Consider the following 14,791-nt stretch of genomic DNA (forward strand, 5'->3'; position numbering starts at 1 on the left):
TGCCGTTGGATAGGCGTTATTTAGCCGATATTCGGTAGGGATTTTCGGAACTTGGCCTCCATTGTGCAGACAAAGGCTGTTACATTCGTCGTCGGTCAGGGCTTACAAGAACTCACCCGACCACGCCAGCGCCTTCCCAGGCCTCAAGGATATGGTCGCCCCATGGGCGGCAGCTTTCTATCTTCTGTACAGGACATCACGCATGACTCTAGCGCTGCACTCGCCGACTCCCGGTCTGTTCGAACAATGGTGGCAACAGCAGGGTGAGTGGGTTGAAGAACCCAATAGCAGGCGCGGCGGTACTAGCGGTGTTCAGCGAATTCACGACAGCGACGGCAGCTTGTTGTATTCAAAGCGCCAGGTCGGCCACATCTACCACAGCTTCTTCCATCCGTTCGGCCGCCCCACGGTGTTGCGTGAAGTAAAAGCGTTGACCTCGTTTGCCCGTTTGGGCATCAACGTGCCGAAAGTGGTGTATTGCGGTGCCGAGCGCGGTGCCGACAATGCCTGGCGCGCCTTGCTGATTACGGCCGACATGAAAGGCTTCATTGAAATAAACCACTGGCACGCTAACGGCGGGCGCGAGCGTCACGGTGAAGCGTTCCATGAGCGTGTCATGCAAGCGGTGGGCGCCATGATTGCGCGCATGAACAACGCGCGTTGGCAGCACAACTGCCTGTATTCCAAGCATGTGTTTATTCGTGTGGAAGGTGAGGGCGAGCAGGCCACGTTTGAGGTGGGCATGCTGGATTTGGAGAAGTCGCGCCGTCGCCTGACCCGTCAGCAAGCCGCTCGTCACGATCTGCGTCAATTACGCCGCCATTCGTCGTGGAGTTCAGCAGACTGGCAACAGGTTATCTATGGTCATTCCACGGCGTTTGGCAGCGCTATCAAAGGGTTGTGACATGAAGCTAGATATTGCACGAGGTATTTTCCTCATCGGCGCATTGGGTGTGGCCTCGCTGGCGGCGGCGGCCTGGCATGAACCGGGCCCGGAAGTTCTGCATTCGGCCTCGGCGGCCAAGCAGTGCTCGATGCCCGCGAAATTGAAGTCGGCCGTGGCTGTTCGGCCCGACCAAGATTTGCTGCTACTGATGTTCGGCCTCGCGCAGGGCGGCACGCGCTAAGCCCTAGCTTTCGTGGGAGCGGCTTTAGCCGCGATAGGCGTTAAGCAGATCAATGACAATGTCGCCCAGTCGCTCCCGCAAGGTTTGAACTGGGCCGGGCCTCGCCCCGCAGGTCGCGCTCCCAGGCGTGGTGGCTTATCATTAGCCACCTAACGACACCCGCCCGGTCTGCTTCCCATGTTCGCCATCATCGCCGCCACTTTCGGCATCACCATGCCGGTGTTTGCCATGCTGTTTCTCGGCGTTTTCCTCAAGCGCCTGGCCTTGATCGACGGTCACTTCATCAATACCGCCTCGGCGCTGGTGTTCAACGTCACCATGCCGGTCATGCTGTTTCTCGCCATCATTCACGCCGACCTCAGCACCGCGATGCAGCCTGCCGTGCTCGGCTACTTCGTGCTGGCGACCGTGGTGGGCTTTCTGGTGGCGTGGGGCTGGGCGATTTGGCGGGTGCCGGTGGCTGATCGCGGCGTGTATACCCAAGGCGCCTTTCGCGGCAACAACGGCATCATCGGCCTGGCCCTGGCCACCAGCCTTTATGGCGACTACGGCCTGTCGCTCGGCGGCATTCTGGCCGGCGTGGTAATCCTCTCCTACAACAGTCTTTCGGCCATCGTGCTGGCCATCTATAGCCCCAGCGCCAAGTCGGATGTGTGGAGCATCAGCAAAAGCATCATCTGCAACCCGTTGATCATCGGCGTGCTGTCGGCCATCCCGTTCGCGTATTGGAAAATTCCATTGCCGGTCTGGCTGACGACTTCCGGCGAATACCTGGCGCAACTGACGTTGCCGCTTGCGCTGATCTGCATCGGCGGCACCTTGTCGCTTGCCTCGTTGCGCAAGAGTGGGGCGCTGGCTGTCAGCGCCAGCCTGATGAAAATGGTCTGGCTGCCAATTATCTCCACCGCCGGTGCGTTCGCTTTTGGCTTTCGCGGCGCCGATCTGGGTGTGCTTTTTCTGTACTTCGCCAGCCCGACGGCGGCGGCCAGTTTTGTGATGGCCAAGGCGGCAAACGGCAACCATGAGCTGGCGGCGGCAATCATCGTGATCACCACGCTGGTGGCGGCAATTACGACGAACATCGGCATCGTTTTCCTGCAATGGGGCGGCTGGATGTAAGCCGCTGACCATGGCCGATGTGAGCCATTTGGTAACTCTTACAAATTGTGTCGCAAGGTCATTGTCAGGCCCTCACGCTAGCGATACCTTTGCCGCCTTTCGCACGCTAAAGGATTACGCATGCGCTCCCTGCTGTTGTTCTGCCTGGCCGCTTTCTGTGCCTGCGCCGTGGCTGAACCTTCTGCTGACTTGCAAACCCCGGTCGCCGGCTGGCGATACTCCGGGCTGCTTGAGCGTGCCGACGAGGCGCGTGTGGCGTACCCGACGCCGCCGATTGACCGTGGCGCCCAGCGCGGTCGCACCCTTATTCAAGGCACCCTGAAAAACCTGCAAGGCAGCCGCCAGCCCCATCGCCTGGTGGTCAACGGCAACCCGCTGCCGCTGTACACCGACGACGAAGGCCGCTTCGTGCGCCCCTACAACATGGGCGCCGGCTCGAACAGCGTGGAAGTGGTGAGTGGCGACGGCCAGTCGCTTAAACGCGTGCAGTTCTATGAAGCTAACCACAACAAGACCCCCGCGCAGGTGCGCATCGTGCTCGGTTGGGACGACCCCAAAGCCGAGCTCGATCTGCACGTGGTCACGCCCGATGGCCAGCACGCATTCTGGGCCGACCCGGTGATGAGCAATGGCGGCGGGTTGGACACCGACAGCGTCGACGGCCCCGGCCCCGAGATGTTCACCATGACCGCGCCGCTGCACGGCCGCTATCTGGTGTTCGTCAACTACTGGGGCAATCTCAACAATCAGGGTTACAACTTCGACGAAGGCAGTAATCAGAACGAAGTGATCACCGCCCAAATAAACCTGGTGTTCAACGAAAATACGCCGAACGAAAAACGCGAGACCTTTATCGTGCCGTTGCGCGGTATTGGCGATCTGCAATTGATCAAGTCATTCAACTATTGAGCTAGCGCCCGCACGCGGCGCCTGGCTACCAGCGACGCACGGACGAATTGGGGTTTCTTACATGAGCGATAACACCACCCAGAACGGGGAAACCGGTTCCACGGAAGGCAAAGCCGGGCGCAAGCGTCGCGTGCTCATCGCCCTGGCGGTTGCCGTGCCGCTGGTCGCTGGCGCCGGTGTGCTTGGCTGGTTGCAGCAGCACATGGCGCCGCCGCGCACGCTGGCCGACGCCAGTGAATTGCAGCTCGACCTGCAACACCCGCAGGTGCTGATCGAAAGCGAATCGCTGAGCCGTCTGCCCAAAGACCTGCTGGCCGTGCCGCTGCTGCGCGACACCCTCACCGAAGACTTGGTGTTCTATTACGAAGCCAACCCGGATCGCCTCGGCATCACCGGCAGCCTGCGTCGCATCATCTACGAACACGACCTGCAACTGCAGGACACCCTGCTCGAACAGTTGCTCGACCAGCCGGCCCAGGTCGCCCTATGGCGCGGCGCCGACGGCAAGTTGAAAAACTTCGTGGTGCTGATGGAACGTGGCGGTCTGGCGCGTTTGCTCGAGCCGCTGGCCCACGTGGCTACCGACGACACGCAACTGCGCAAAGTCGCTGAACTGCAAGTGGATGGCGACGCCGTGCCGTTGTACCGCCTGCGCTACAACGGCGAGCGCGCGCTGCTGTTTGCCAGCTATGGCGACAAGCTGGTGATGCTCTCCAACCCGAGCATGTTGCTCGAAGGCGACTACGACGGCGCCAACCTCGGCAAGGGCGCCACCGAAGCCGTGGAAGCCATGCTCAATGGCGACACCGTATTTACTGAAGCCTTCGGCCTGAAAGAGCGCGGCGAGCTCAAGCAGCGTATTTCCCTGGGCAGCGACTACGTGGCCATGGGCTACCAGCGTTTTATTCCAAGCTTCGCCGGTTTGCGTTTTGAAATGGACGGCGCTGGCTGGCACAGCTTCCTGGCGCTGAACGACAGCGGCGAAAAAACCAACCTCGACTTCAACCCCATCTGGCGCGCCATGCCCATGGGCGCCAGCGCGTGCGTGGCCTTGCCCGTCGCGCCGGCCGTGCACGAAAAAATGCTCGCCAAAGTCGGCGCCCAGCCGGATGTTGCCAAGCAACTGGCCGAGCACATGACCGGTGCCGCCGGCCTGTGCTGGTATCCGAATTCGCGCCTGCACAGCCCCTTGCTGGTCGGCCAACTCGACGACAAAGCCGGCACCAGCCTGGACGAGAATCTTGGCAAGCTGTTCGGCTCGGTAATCGGTGCCTGGGAAGCCAACGTAGAAGGCGGCATCTTCCCGCTGAGCGACGAAACCCGCGCAGACGGCACCCATGTCTGGCAGCGCGAAGTCAGCTCCAACTTCGGCCAATACCCCGCCAGCGAAGCCGAAGTGCCCGACGCCATGGCCGCCAGCGGTTTCTTCCGCGTGAGCATGGCGCGCCAAGGCTCCACGCTGCTGTTCTCCCTGGACGACAGCATCGTCAACAAAGGCCTCGACGCGCTGAACAAACGCTTCCCGCCGCTGGCTGACGTATTGCCCAAGGACGCCGTAGTGCCGGCCTACCTGGCGCCGTCCACGCTCTCGGCCTTGTTCGAACAGGAAACCCTCGACGCGCTGCCCAGCGACATCGAGCCGGTGTTCCGCAACGCTGCGCAAACCCTGTTGCTGCCCAAGCTCAAAGCCTTGGCCGGACACAACAACTACGCCCTGACCCTGCCGGCCGACGCCGCGCCGGACTCCAACTGGCAGTGGCTGCCATTGGAGTGGCGTTCGCTGTGAAATCGCGCGCTGCCATCACGCTGGTGCTGCTGGGAAGCCTGTTGCTGCCCACGCTCGCCTGCGCGACTGCATCGGCCATAACGCCGCTGGATGCCGAGCAGTCGCAGATTTTTCGCGCCTGGTTTGTGCGCATCGCACAAGAGCAACTGCGCCAGGGCCCGAGCCCGCGCTGGCATCAGCAAGACTGTGCCGGCCTGGTGCGCTTTGCCGCCAACGAAGCGCTGAAAGTGCACGACGCCAAGTGGCTGCGCGCCAACGGCCTGAGCAACCGCTACCTGCCGCCAGAACTGCAGGTGCAAAACGAACAACGCAGCCTGGCCCAGCAATGGCAGCAGGGCGGCGGCAAGGTTGGCCCGTACGTCAACGCGATCAAATTGATTCAGTACAACAGCCAATTTCTGGGCCGCGACCTTAACCAGGCGCGCCCGGGCGATCTGATTTTTTTCGACCAGGGCGATGAGCAACATCTGATGATTTGGATGGGCCGCGAAATCGCATACCACACAGGCACCACCACGCCGACCGATAACGGCATGCGTTCGGTCAGCGTGCAACAACTCATGAAATGGAAGGACACCCGATGGATACCCGACGATTCCAATCCGAACTTTATCGGCATCTATCGCCTGCAATTCCTCGCTCGATGAAACTGGCCCTAGCTCTGGTCGCCAGCGTGCTTGTGCCCCTGAGCAGCCTGCACGCCGAAGACACGGTAAACCCCAGCGGCTATTCGCCCGTGGGTGGCGAGTCGTTCTTCCTGCTGGCCGATGCCAGCTTCGCCACCGACGAAGTGGCCCAGGTGCGCCTTGAAGCGCCCGGTCGCGATTACCGTCGTTACACCATGGAACCCTACGGCGGCGTGGACATGCGCGTGTACCGCATCGACCAGCCGCTGGAATTTCTCAAGCGCCAGAAGAACCTGCACCGCGTCGTCGCGGAAGGGCAGTTCAAGGGTGAAGGGCTGTCCAACACGCTCTCGTACCTATGGGATAACTGGTACCGCAAATCCCGCCGCGTGATGCAGCGCGCGTTCTCGTATGAGTCGCGCAAAAACGTCACCGAAGAGGCGCCGGAACTGAAAATGGGCACGGCCATCGCCACGCCGACCCAGTACGAAAACACCCCGCAGTTCGCGCCCATGAAAGGCTTGCCGCTGGTGGCGCAATTCCGCTATCCGCTGTGGGATGCCAAAGCCATTCAGCCGCCAAAAGGCGTTGAGCTGGCCGGCTCGTCCAGTGACTTTGTGACGGTTAACCCAGGCAACGTGTACATCCCGCTGGGCAAGCTGAAACCGGGCTTGTACCTGGTCGAAGCGCTGGTAGGTAAATACCGCGCCACCACCATGGTGTTCGTCTCCAACACCGTGGCGGTGAGCAAAATTGCCGGCGACCAACTGCTGGTGTGGACCGCGCGCAAACACGAAGGCAGCGTGGTGCCCAAAGCCAAGGTGCTGTGGAGTGACGGCCTGGGCGTGATGAGCAGTGGTGAAACCGACGAGCAAGGCCTGCTGCGCCTGAAACACGCCAGCCCCGAGCGCTCTTATGTGCTGGGCGAAGACAGCGAAGGCGGCGTGTTCGTCTCGGAAAACTTCTACTACGACAGTGAGATCTACGACACCAAGCTGTACGCCTTCACGGACCGCCCGCTGTACCGTCCGGGCGACTGGGTGGAAGTAAAAATTCTCGGCCGCGAATTCAAAAACGCCCGTGATTCGGTAGCACCCACCAGCGCGCCGGTGAAGCTCACCGTGCTCGACGCCAACGGCACCGCCCTGCAAACCCTCGACCTGAGCATGGACAGCAAAGCCGGTAGCCAAGGCCGCTTCCAGTTGCCGAGCAACGCCGTGGCCGGTGGTTACGAACTGCGTTTCGGCTACCGCGACCAGCAATACAGCAGCGCCTTCCGCGTGGCTGACTACATCAAACCGCACTTCGAAATCGCCCTCGACCTGGCCAAGCCGGACTTCCGCACCGGCGAAGAAGTGAAGGGCAATCTGGTACTGGTTTACCCCGACGGCAAGCCGGTGAAAAACGCCAAAGTGCAACTGACATTGCGCGCCCAGCAACTGTCGATGATCGACAACGAATTGCAGTACCTCGGCCAATTCCCGGTTGAACTGGCGACCAGCGAAATCAGCACCGACAGCCAAGGTCGTGCCGAGCTGAAACTGCCGGCCGCCGACAAGCCCAGCCGTTACCTGCTCACCGTATTCGCCAGCGACGGCGCGGCGTACCGCGTGAAAACCAGCAAGGAAATCCTGATCGAACGTGGCGCCGCCCGTTACCGCCTCAGCGCCCCGCAGCGCTTCAGTGCGGCCAAGGAAAAAGTGCGCTTTAGCTACCGCAGTGAAACCGCTGCCGGGCAGAAAAAAGAAAGCCACAAACCGGCGCACTACGAATGGGTTCGCCTGGAAGACCAGAGCAAAGACGACGGCAGCCTGGCCGCCGACGTCGATGGTTTCGACCTGAGTTTCGAACGCCCTGGCAGCTACAGCATCACCATCAAAGACAAAGACGGCCTGATCCTCGGCGCCACCGGCCATTCGGTCAGCGGCGAAGGCGTGAAAGCGGTCGCTGGCACCATTGAAATCGTGCTGGATAAAACCGAATACAAAGCCGGCGAAGAAGCCCTGGCCTTGATCACCTTCCCCGAACCCGTGGGCGATGCCCTGCTGACCCTGGAGCGTGATTCGGTGGAAGCCACCGCCTTGCTGAGCAAAGGCGCCGACTGGCTCAAGCTGGAGAAACTCAGCGACACCCAGTACCGCGCGCGCATTCCGGTAACCGAGCAGTTCTCGCCAAACCTGACGTTCTCTGCGCTGTACACAAAAGGCGGCGATTACAGCTTCCAGAACGCCGGCATCAAAGTGGCTGCGCCGCAAATCGACATCGCCATCGCCGCCGATAAAGAGCAGTACCAACCGGGCGATCTGGTCACCATCGACCTCACCACCCAGTTCGCCGGCAAGCCGGCCGGTACGCGTCTGACCGTCAGCGTGGTGGACGAAATGATCTACGCCCTGCAACCGGAAATCGCGCCGAGCATCGATCAGTTCTTCTACCACCCGCGTCGCAACAACGTGCGCACCAGCGCCAGCCTGTCGTTTATCAGCTACGACGTGGCGCTGCCGGGCTCGCCCACCGCGCCGGGCAAAGCCAACCGCAGCGACCGCAGCGTAAAAGTGCTGGAGCGTCCGCGTCGTGAAGAAGTCGACACCGCCGCCTGGCAGCCTGACCTGGTCACCGACGAAAACGGCCACGCCAAGCTGACCTTCCGTATGCCCGACTCCCTGACCCGCTGGCGCATCACCGCGCGCGCCGTGAGTGACGCCGGCACCGTGGGCCAGAAGAAGCAGTTCATCCGTTCGGAAAAACCGCTGTACCTGAAATGGAGCGGGCCGACCCAGTTCCGCGCGGACGACCAACCGGCCATGGGCGTGTTCGTGTTCAACCAGGGCGAGCAAGCGACCAAAGCCGAATTGGTCAGCCACTTCAACGGCCAGGAAAAACGCACGCCGATTGACTTGGAAAAAGGCATCAACTACCTGCCGCTGCCAAAAGTGCCGGTCGCGGCGGGCGAGTGGAAAGCCGAGCTGTTGCTCGACGGCAAGCCGGTGGACGCCCTGAGCGTAACCCTGCGTACCGTTGGCAAAGGCTGGCAAGACCTGCAAACCCAGCGCGTGGCCGCCAACGCCGGGGCCAATGCGCTGCAACTGCCAAGCGATGCCCGTGACATCAGCGTGCGCCTGGACGACAGCGCCAAGGCCTTGTTCAACAGCAACCTCGACGACCTGCTGGAATACCCGTACGGCTGCGTTGAGCAAACCGCCAGCCGCTTGCTGCCGTTGAGCCTCGCCTATCCATTGCTGAGCAAGGCCGAACAGGGCAACGCCGAAGGCGGGCGCATTGAAAAACGCGTTACCGACCGCTTGCGTCTGATCATGCAGAACAGCCGCCTGCGACTGGTGCAAATGGCCGGGCCTGAAGCGTTGTTCACCTGGTGGGGCGAAGGCGCCGAGCCGGATGCCTTCCTTACCGCTTACGCCTACTACGCCGACTGGTACGCCAGCAAAGCGCTGGAGCTGAGCCTGCCTGCCGATCACTGGCAGCGCGTGATGGACATCTACGCCAAGCAAGCCGCCACCACGCCATTGCTGCAACGCGCGCTGATTCTGGCCTTTGCCAAAGACATGAACCTGCCCATCAATACCCTGGTGGAAGGCTTGATGACGGACCTGGCCAACCACGACGCGCAGGCCAAGGCCGACGCCGAAGTGGCGGCGAAAGTTGATGCCGCGACCCAAGCGAGCGGCAACGGCGAAGCCGAAGTGGCTGCCGATGCACCGCGCACCGACGTGGCCAGCGTGCAACCAGCCGATGCCGAGCCGACCCCGAGCGACGACGGCCTGACCAGTCTGGTTTTGGCGGCGCCTAACTCCAAGCTCGGTCTGGCCGTTGCCCGTGTGCTCACCGCCGAGCTGGCCAAGCAAAGCAAAGTGGCCGCGCCTGCTGCGTTCAGCGCGCAGCTGCCGGCCGCGCAAGAGGTGGTGTACGCCAGCGAGCATCCGTTCGTGGCCAGTCTCAAAGCCAAGCTGGCCGGCGTCGATCACGGGCAGGCCAAAGCGTTGCTGCAACGTCTGGCGCCTGAGCAGTCGACCCTGGAACGCGCCCTGGCGCTGACCTGGCTGCAAGCGGCCAGCCTGCAGAAAGCCGCTGCCAGCGAACTGAAACCGGGCGAAGGCTGGCAGGCGCAACAACGCGCCAGCGGCGAAACCCAGTGGGTGTGGGTCGGCAATGGCGTGCCGAGCAACCTGGAACTGCCCGCCTCGGTGACCGAGCCGGTTAACGTTGCCGTCAGCTACCGCAGCGCGCAGAGCAAACCGGGCGTGTTGCCGGTGACGCTCAGCCGCCGTCTGCTGCGTCTGGTGCCGGGCGATGCCGCGTTTGAATTCAGCGTGAAGGAAGTCGGCGAAGGCGAAGCCATCTCCGGCGACGACCTGTACCTGGACGAAGTGAGCCTTTCCAGCGAAGACGCCCGCGCCCTGCGCTACGGCTTGCTGGAAGTGCCGCTGCCGCCAGGCGCCGACGTGGAACGCACCACCTGGGGCATTCAAGTCAGCGGTCTGGACTCCGAAGAAGCCGCGCCGCTGGAAAAAGCCCGCTACGAAGATGGTCAGCTGCTGTACGCGGTGCCGGTCGACAGCCTGCAAGGCGGCATGACCGTGCGCCACTTGGTGCGCTTCTCGCAGAAAGGCGAATTCTCGCTGCCGCCAGCGCGCTACGTGCGCATGTACGCGCCGCAAGATCAGGCACTGGAAAGCGAACCGAGCTACGGCAGCCTGAAGGTCGAGTAAGCCGTGCGCCTTGGCTGGTTGTGCATCGTGTTGTTTCCCCTGCTCGCCAGAGCCGGGGACGCACCGCTGCAACTGGCCATTGGCGCCGCGCCGGACACGCAACTGCTGCACCTCAATCAGCAAGGCGTGACGAGTCGCGGCCCGTTGCCGGCCGACCTCAGCGCGCCACTGGGCAGCCTGTGGAAATTGTTCGTGTATGCCTATTTGGTCGACACGCACAAACCCGAAGTGGGCTACACCTGCAAAGGTCAGGACCGCGACGAGGTGTATTGCTGCAAAGCCGGTGAACGCATCGAACGCGATCAGGCGCTGACGCAAAGCTGCGGCCTGTATTTTTCCCCCGCCAATCTCAAACTCGATGCCGCCGATTGGCGCGCCTACTGGCAGCAACGCCAGGCGCCGTTGTGGCTGAGCGACATGGCGCAGTTGCAGCCTCAACAGCGCGTGCGCGTGACCGAACTGCTGCAACAACTCGGACGCTTGCCGGCGCAGGAGCAGGCGCGTCGGGTGCTGCTCGACGTGATGCTGCATGCCCCCGACGGCGCCGCCCTCGGCGCGCTGGGCAGTCGCTTACGGGTGAAAACCTGGAGCTGGCTGGCCGACCACGATGCCCAGGCGCGCCAAGGTGGTTTCGCCGGCTGGTTGGTAGACGGCACCCCCGTTTGGGCGGGTGGCGTGGGCACCAGTCAGCGCATTCTGAAAAACTACGCGCAAGCCTTGGGCGCTGCGCTGCCGACACCGCCACCGCTCGAGCAGGGCCGCTGCGTGCAAGTGCAATTGTTTGCCCGTTACCCGGTTCGGCAAGTGCGCAGCAAAGCCAGCGGTCAACTGGTGGGCGCCGGTGCCTTGCGCGGCGACTACGAGGTGCAGTTCGCCAACGGCAACCGCTTGCCCATCAGCAGCGAAGGCGAATTGTTTGTTGGCGCCGATGGCCAGCTCACCGCACGCCTCAGCCGCGAAGACTACGTGGCCCGCGTGCTCGACCGCGAAGCCAAGGCGCAACCGGCCGAAGCGGCGAAAGCGCTGGCCGTGACCATTCGCACCTATCTGCTGCAAACCGCCACCCGCAACGGCGAGTGCCTGAGCATCACCGACAGCAGCGCCAGCCAGCGCGTGGCACCACGCCCAGCCAGCGAAGGCGCCCGGCAAATTGCCGCCTGGACCACCGACCTGGTGTTAGCCGGCAGCCCGGTGAACTACCACAGCGACAAAGCCGGAACGGATCGTCTGTCCTGGCAAAACGCCGTGGAACAAGCCGGGCAGGGTCTGCGCTATGACGCCATTCTCGCCCGTGCCTTTCCCCGCGCCAGCCTCAGCCGATGGGACCAACCCACCGCCGCCTGCCAGGCGCTCGGCAACGGCGAAGACTGGCTGAAAAACCAACAACGCGGCTGGCGTGAGCGCCTGCAACGCGAGCCCGGTTATGTGGAAACCAGCGACTTCGCTGTGTGCCAACTGAGCGGCGGCAAACCCCATGTCGACCGTGAGCGCCAACGCATTTTTGTTCGAGGCTTCTACTCATTGCAGGACCGCCTCGACCTGACCCACGAATACTTGCACCTGGCCTTTGGCGCACACCCCAACGGCCAGGACGAAACCTACATCGAAGGCCTCGCCCGCCACCTACTTCTGGAATAGCCCCATGCGTGTACGCCTGACTGAAATTGCCCTGTTCCTCGCCTGCCTGCCGCTGGCGGCGCTCGCCACCGACGGGGTGCAAATCGACACGCCAGTTGGCGGCTGGCGCAAAGGCTCCGACGAGGGCGCGCACTTTATGCAGGAAGTGAATTACCCGGCTTCCTCAGTGAACAGCGCGGCCGACCAAGCCAACACCGCGCGCATTGCCGGGCAAATCACGGCCACCCCCAAAGACGCGAGCAAGCCGGCGCGCTTGATCGTCAACGGCATCAGCATGCCGCTCAAAGTGCAGGAAGACGGCAGCTTCGACCGCCCGTTCGTGTTCCCCTCCGGCAGCAACAGCGTGGAAGTGCGCAACGCCGAAGGCACCGCCAAACACCGCGTGCAGTTCTACAACCGCGGCAGCGGCGAGACAGCCGCCAAGCTGCGCGTGGTGCTGTCGTGGGACAGCGACAACACCGACCTCGACCTGCACGTGGTCACGCCTGATGGCGGGCACATTTGGTATGGCGATCGTTCAGCTGCCAATGGCGGCGCGCTCGATGTGGACGTGACCACCGGCTTCGGCCCGGAAATGTTCGCCTCGCCGACGCCGCTGAGCGGTGAATACCTGGTGTACGTGAACTACTTCGGCGGCGGTTCCAGCAGCGACGAAGAAGGCGTGGAAACCCCCGAGCAAATCCTCACCACCGCCCAGGTCACCGTCATAACTCAGGAAGGCACCGCCAACGAAAAGCAGGAATCGTTCATCGTGCCCATGCGCGCCACGGGCGAGCTGACCATGGTGAAGCGCTTCAGCTACCCGTGACGGTTTTGCCGCTGCGCCAGCAACGGCTCAATGCAGTTCCGGCGTAGCCCGCAACTGGCGCAACCGCTCGCTGAGCAGCAAACGCTGCGCCGTGTCTTCGCTTAACAACAGCGCGTGTTCCACGTCGTAACGCTCGGCCTGCGGGCAGTCGAGCTGGCGGTAGATGTCGGCCCGCGCCAAGTGGTCGACCAGATTGGGCGAGCCGAGCAACAACACCCGTTCCGCATCTTTCAACGCCGCCAGCGGCTCCTGCGCCTGCGTGTGCAAACCACGCAGGTTGCGCGACAGGCGTTGCAGCATCTGACGCGCAGTGCAGCTTTGCAGGTGAGTGGCATGCAGCTCCGCTTTCGGGCCGAGGGTGCGCAGCAGTAACTCGCGGCAGTCGCGCGTATACAGACGGCGCCCGCTGCTGGGGTCCAGCAGATGGTCAGCGCCAGGCACCCGCAGCAAAAAGTGACCGGGGAAGTTCACGCCTTGCAGAGGAATGTGCAGGCGCTCGGCCAGCTCCAGGGCAATCAGTGCCAGCGACAATGGTTGTCCACGCTTGCGCAGCAGCACCTGATCGAGCAGGGCGGAGCGGGGCAGTAAGGGGCTGCTGTCATCTTCGTGGAAATCCAGCTCGCCTAGGCGTCGCAACAACGGTTGCGCCAGTTCATGGGCGGGCAGATGGGGCAAGCCGCTGCTGACCTGATGAACCAAACCGGTGAATTCGCGCAGCACCTGTTGCGGCACCAGGCTGTCGTCGTGCTCAGCCGCAATCCACAGCGCGGCTTCGAACAGCGCAGGCGGTTCACGGTCCAGACAGGCAAGGCAGGCTTGGCGTGGGGTCATGGGCTTCTCCGGGTCGCCCTAGGGTTGTAGCGGTTAGCTAACACTTCGTCCAGCGCGGCGTTATGCCTGGCTTTGCGCAACGCGGCCTTGCTTATGCTCGCCTGGTCAGTTGGGTCGTATGCGGCCACCTATACTGCTCGGAACCACAACAATAAGGAGTCATCACATGTTCGCTTTAATGGAAGCGGCACGTGTCGAGGCCCTGCACTGTTTCAACGATGCGGCCACCGGGCTTCGGGCCGTTATCGTCATTCACAACAGCCGACTCGGCCCCGCGCTGGGCGGCTGCCGCTACCTCAGTTACCCCGACGAAAAAAGCGCCATCGACGATGCCGTGCGCCTGGCCCAGGGCATGAGCTACAAAGCCGCGCTCGCAGGCCTGAGCCAGGGCGGCGGCAAGGCGGTGATTTTGCGCCCGCCCGGTGTCGACAACCGCGCCGCCTTGTTCGAAGCGTTTGGCCGCGCCATCGACAGCCTCGGCGGCCAGTACATCACCGCCATCGACAGCGGCACCCTCAGCGCCGACATGGATTGCGTGGCGCAATACACCCGCCACGTCACCAGCACCACCAGCGCCGGCGACCCCTCGCCCCACACCGCCATGGGCGTGTTCGCCGGCATTCGCGCCACCGCCCAGGCGCGCTTGGGCAGCGACGATCTGGAAGGGCTACGGGTGGCCATTCAGGGCTTGGGCAACGTCGGCTTCGCCCTCGCCGAACAGCTGCACGCGGCCGGCGCCGAACTGTTGGTCAGCGACCTTGACCCCGGCCGCGTGCAACTGGCCGTCGAGCAGCTCAACGCCCGGCCGGTGGCCAACGAAGCGCTGCTTTGCACACCGTGCGACATCCTCGCGCCGTGCGGCCTGGGCGGCGTTTTGAATTCGGCCAGCGTGGCCAAGCTGCGCTGCTCGGCGGTGGCAGGCGCGGCCAACAACCAACTGCTCAGCGCCAACGCGGCGGATGAACTGGAAGCGCGCGGCATCCTCTACGCGCCGGATTACGTCATCAATTCCGGCGGGCTCATTTACGTTGCCCTCAAACACCGAGGCGAAGATCTGCCGGCCATTACTGCGCACCTCACCCAGATTGATCGGCGCTTAACTGAAATTTACGGCCACGCACAGGCAGACAAACGCTCGCCCGCGCGGGTGGCGGATGCGTTGGCGGAGAAGATTTTGTACGGGAGTCGCTAGACGGCCAGCGGCCGTCTAGGAAAGAGCA

Annotated in this window: 11 protein-coding genes; 10 read left to right on the forward strand and 1 reads right to left on the reverse strand. The window is 62.9% G+C overall.

What is annotated here, in order from left to right; genetic code table 11:
• The first annotated feature begins 202 nt into the window (after positions 1–202).
• The 9 genes from ACZZ0Q_RS04485 (at position 203) to ACZZ0Q_RS04525 (ending at position 12,740) form a co-directional block, all read left to right on the forward strand.
• Positions 203–904, forward strand: coding sequence for a lipopolysaccharide kinase InaA family protein (locus ACZZ0Q_RS04485; protein WP_463539948.1), 702 nt, complete (start codon positions 203–205; stop codon positions 902–904).
• Position 905: 1 nt separating this feature from the next.
• Complete coding sequence (locus ACZZ0Q_RS04490) at positions 906–1,127, forward strand: hypothetical protein (protein WP_122494218.1); 222 nt, start codon at positions 906–908, stop codon at positions 1,125–1,127.
• A 177-nt stretch (positions 1,128–1,304) separates the two neighbouring features.
• The gene (locus ACZZ0Q_RS04495; RefSeq protein ID WP_122494216.1) at positions 1,305–2,246 is read left to right on the forward strand and encodes an AEC family transporter; all 942 of its coding nucleotides are present in this window, start codon (positions 1,305–1,307) and stop codon (positions 2,244–2,246) included.
• Between the two features lie 120 nt (positions 2,247–2,366).
• Positions 2,367–3,155: a YfaP family protein gene (locus tag ACZZ0Q_RS04500; RefSeq protein ID WP_463539947.1), complete on the forward strand. Its 789-nt coding sequence runs from the start codon at positions 2,367–2,369 to the stop codon at positions 3,153–3,155.
• 61 nt (positions 3,156–3,216) lie between these two features.
• Positions 3,217–4,941, forward strand: coding sequence for a DUF2138 domain-containing protein (locus tag ACZZ0Q_RS04505; RefSeq protein WP_463539946.1), 1,725 nt, complete (start codon positions 3,217–3,219; stop codon positions 4,939–4,941).
• Between the two features lie 26 nt (positions 4,942–4,967).
• Positions 4,968–5,588: a DUF1175 family protein gene (locus ACZZ0Q_RS04510; RefSeq protein WP_241000584.1), complete on the forward strand. Its 621-nt coding sequence runs from the start codon at positions 4,968–4,970 to the stop codon at positions 5,586–5,588.
• Positions 5,585–10,294, forward strand: a complete 4,710-nt coding sequence (locus ACZZ0Q_RS04515; RefSeq protein WP_463560321.1) for an alpha-2-macroglobulin family protein — start codon at positions 5,585–5,587, stop codon at positions 10,292–10,294. The genes ACZZ0Q_RS04510 and ACZZ0Q_RS04515 overlap by 4 nt, the downstream gene beginning before the upstream one ends.
• Before the next feature lie 3 nt (positions 10,295–10,297).
• On the forward strand, positions 10,298–11,932 hold the full coding sequence (locus ACZZ0Q_RS04520; protein WP_463560323.1) for a DUF2300 domain-containing protein: 1,635 nt from the start codon (positions 10,298–10,300) through the stop codon (positions 11,930–11,932).
• A 4-nt stretch (positions 11,933–11,936) separates the two neighbouring features.
• Complete coding sequence (locus ACZZ0Q_RS04525; RefSeq protein ID WP_463539945.1) at positions 11,937–12,740, forward strand: YfaP family protein; 804 nt, start codon at positions 11,937–11,939, stop codon at positions 12,738–12,740.
• 27 nt (positions 12,741–12,767) lie between these two features.
• Here the strand turns inward: ACZZ0Q_RS04525 and ACZZ0Q_RS04530 are convergent, their stop codons facing one another.
• A complete protein-coding gene (locus tag ACZZ0Q_RS04530; RefSeq protein ID WP_463539944.1) occupies positions 12,768–13,571 on the reverse strand; it encodes a SirB1 family protein in 804 nt (267 codons plus the stop codon).
• 166 nt (positions 13,572–13,737) lie between these two features.
• Here ACZZ0Q_RS04530 and ACZZ0Q_RS04535 point away from each other — a divergent pair, with 166 nt between their 5' ends.
• On the forward strand, positions 13,738–14,763 hold the full coding sequence (locus ACZZ0Q_RS04535) for a Glu/Leu/Phe/Val dehydrogenase family protein (RefSeq protein ID WP_463539943.1): 1,026 nt from the start codon (positions 13,738–13,740) through the stop codon (positions 14,761–14,763).
• The last annotated feature ends 28 nt before the right edge of the window (positions 14,764–14,791 follow it).

The sequence above is a fragment of the Pseudomonas sp. AC070 genome (assembly GCF_979258635.1).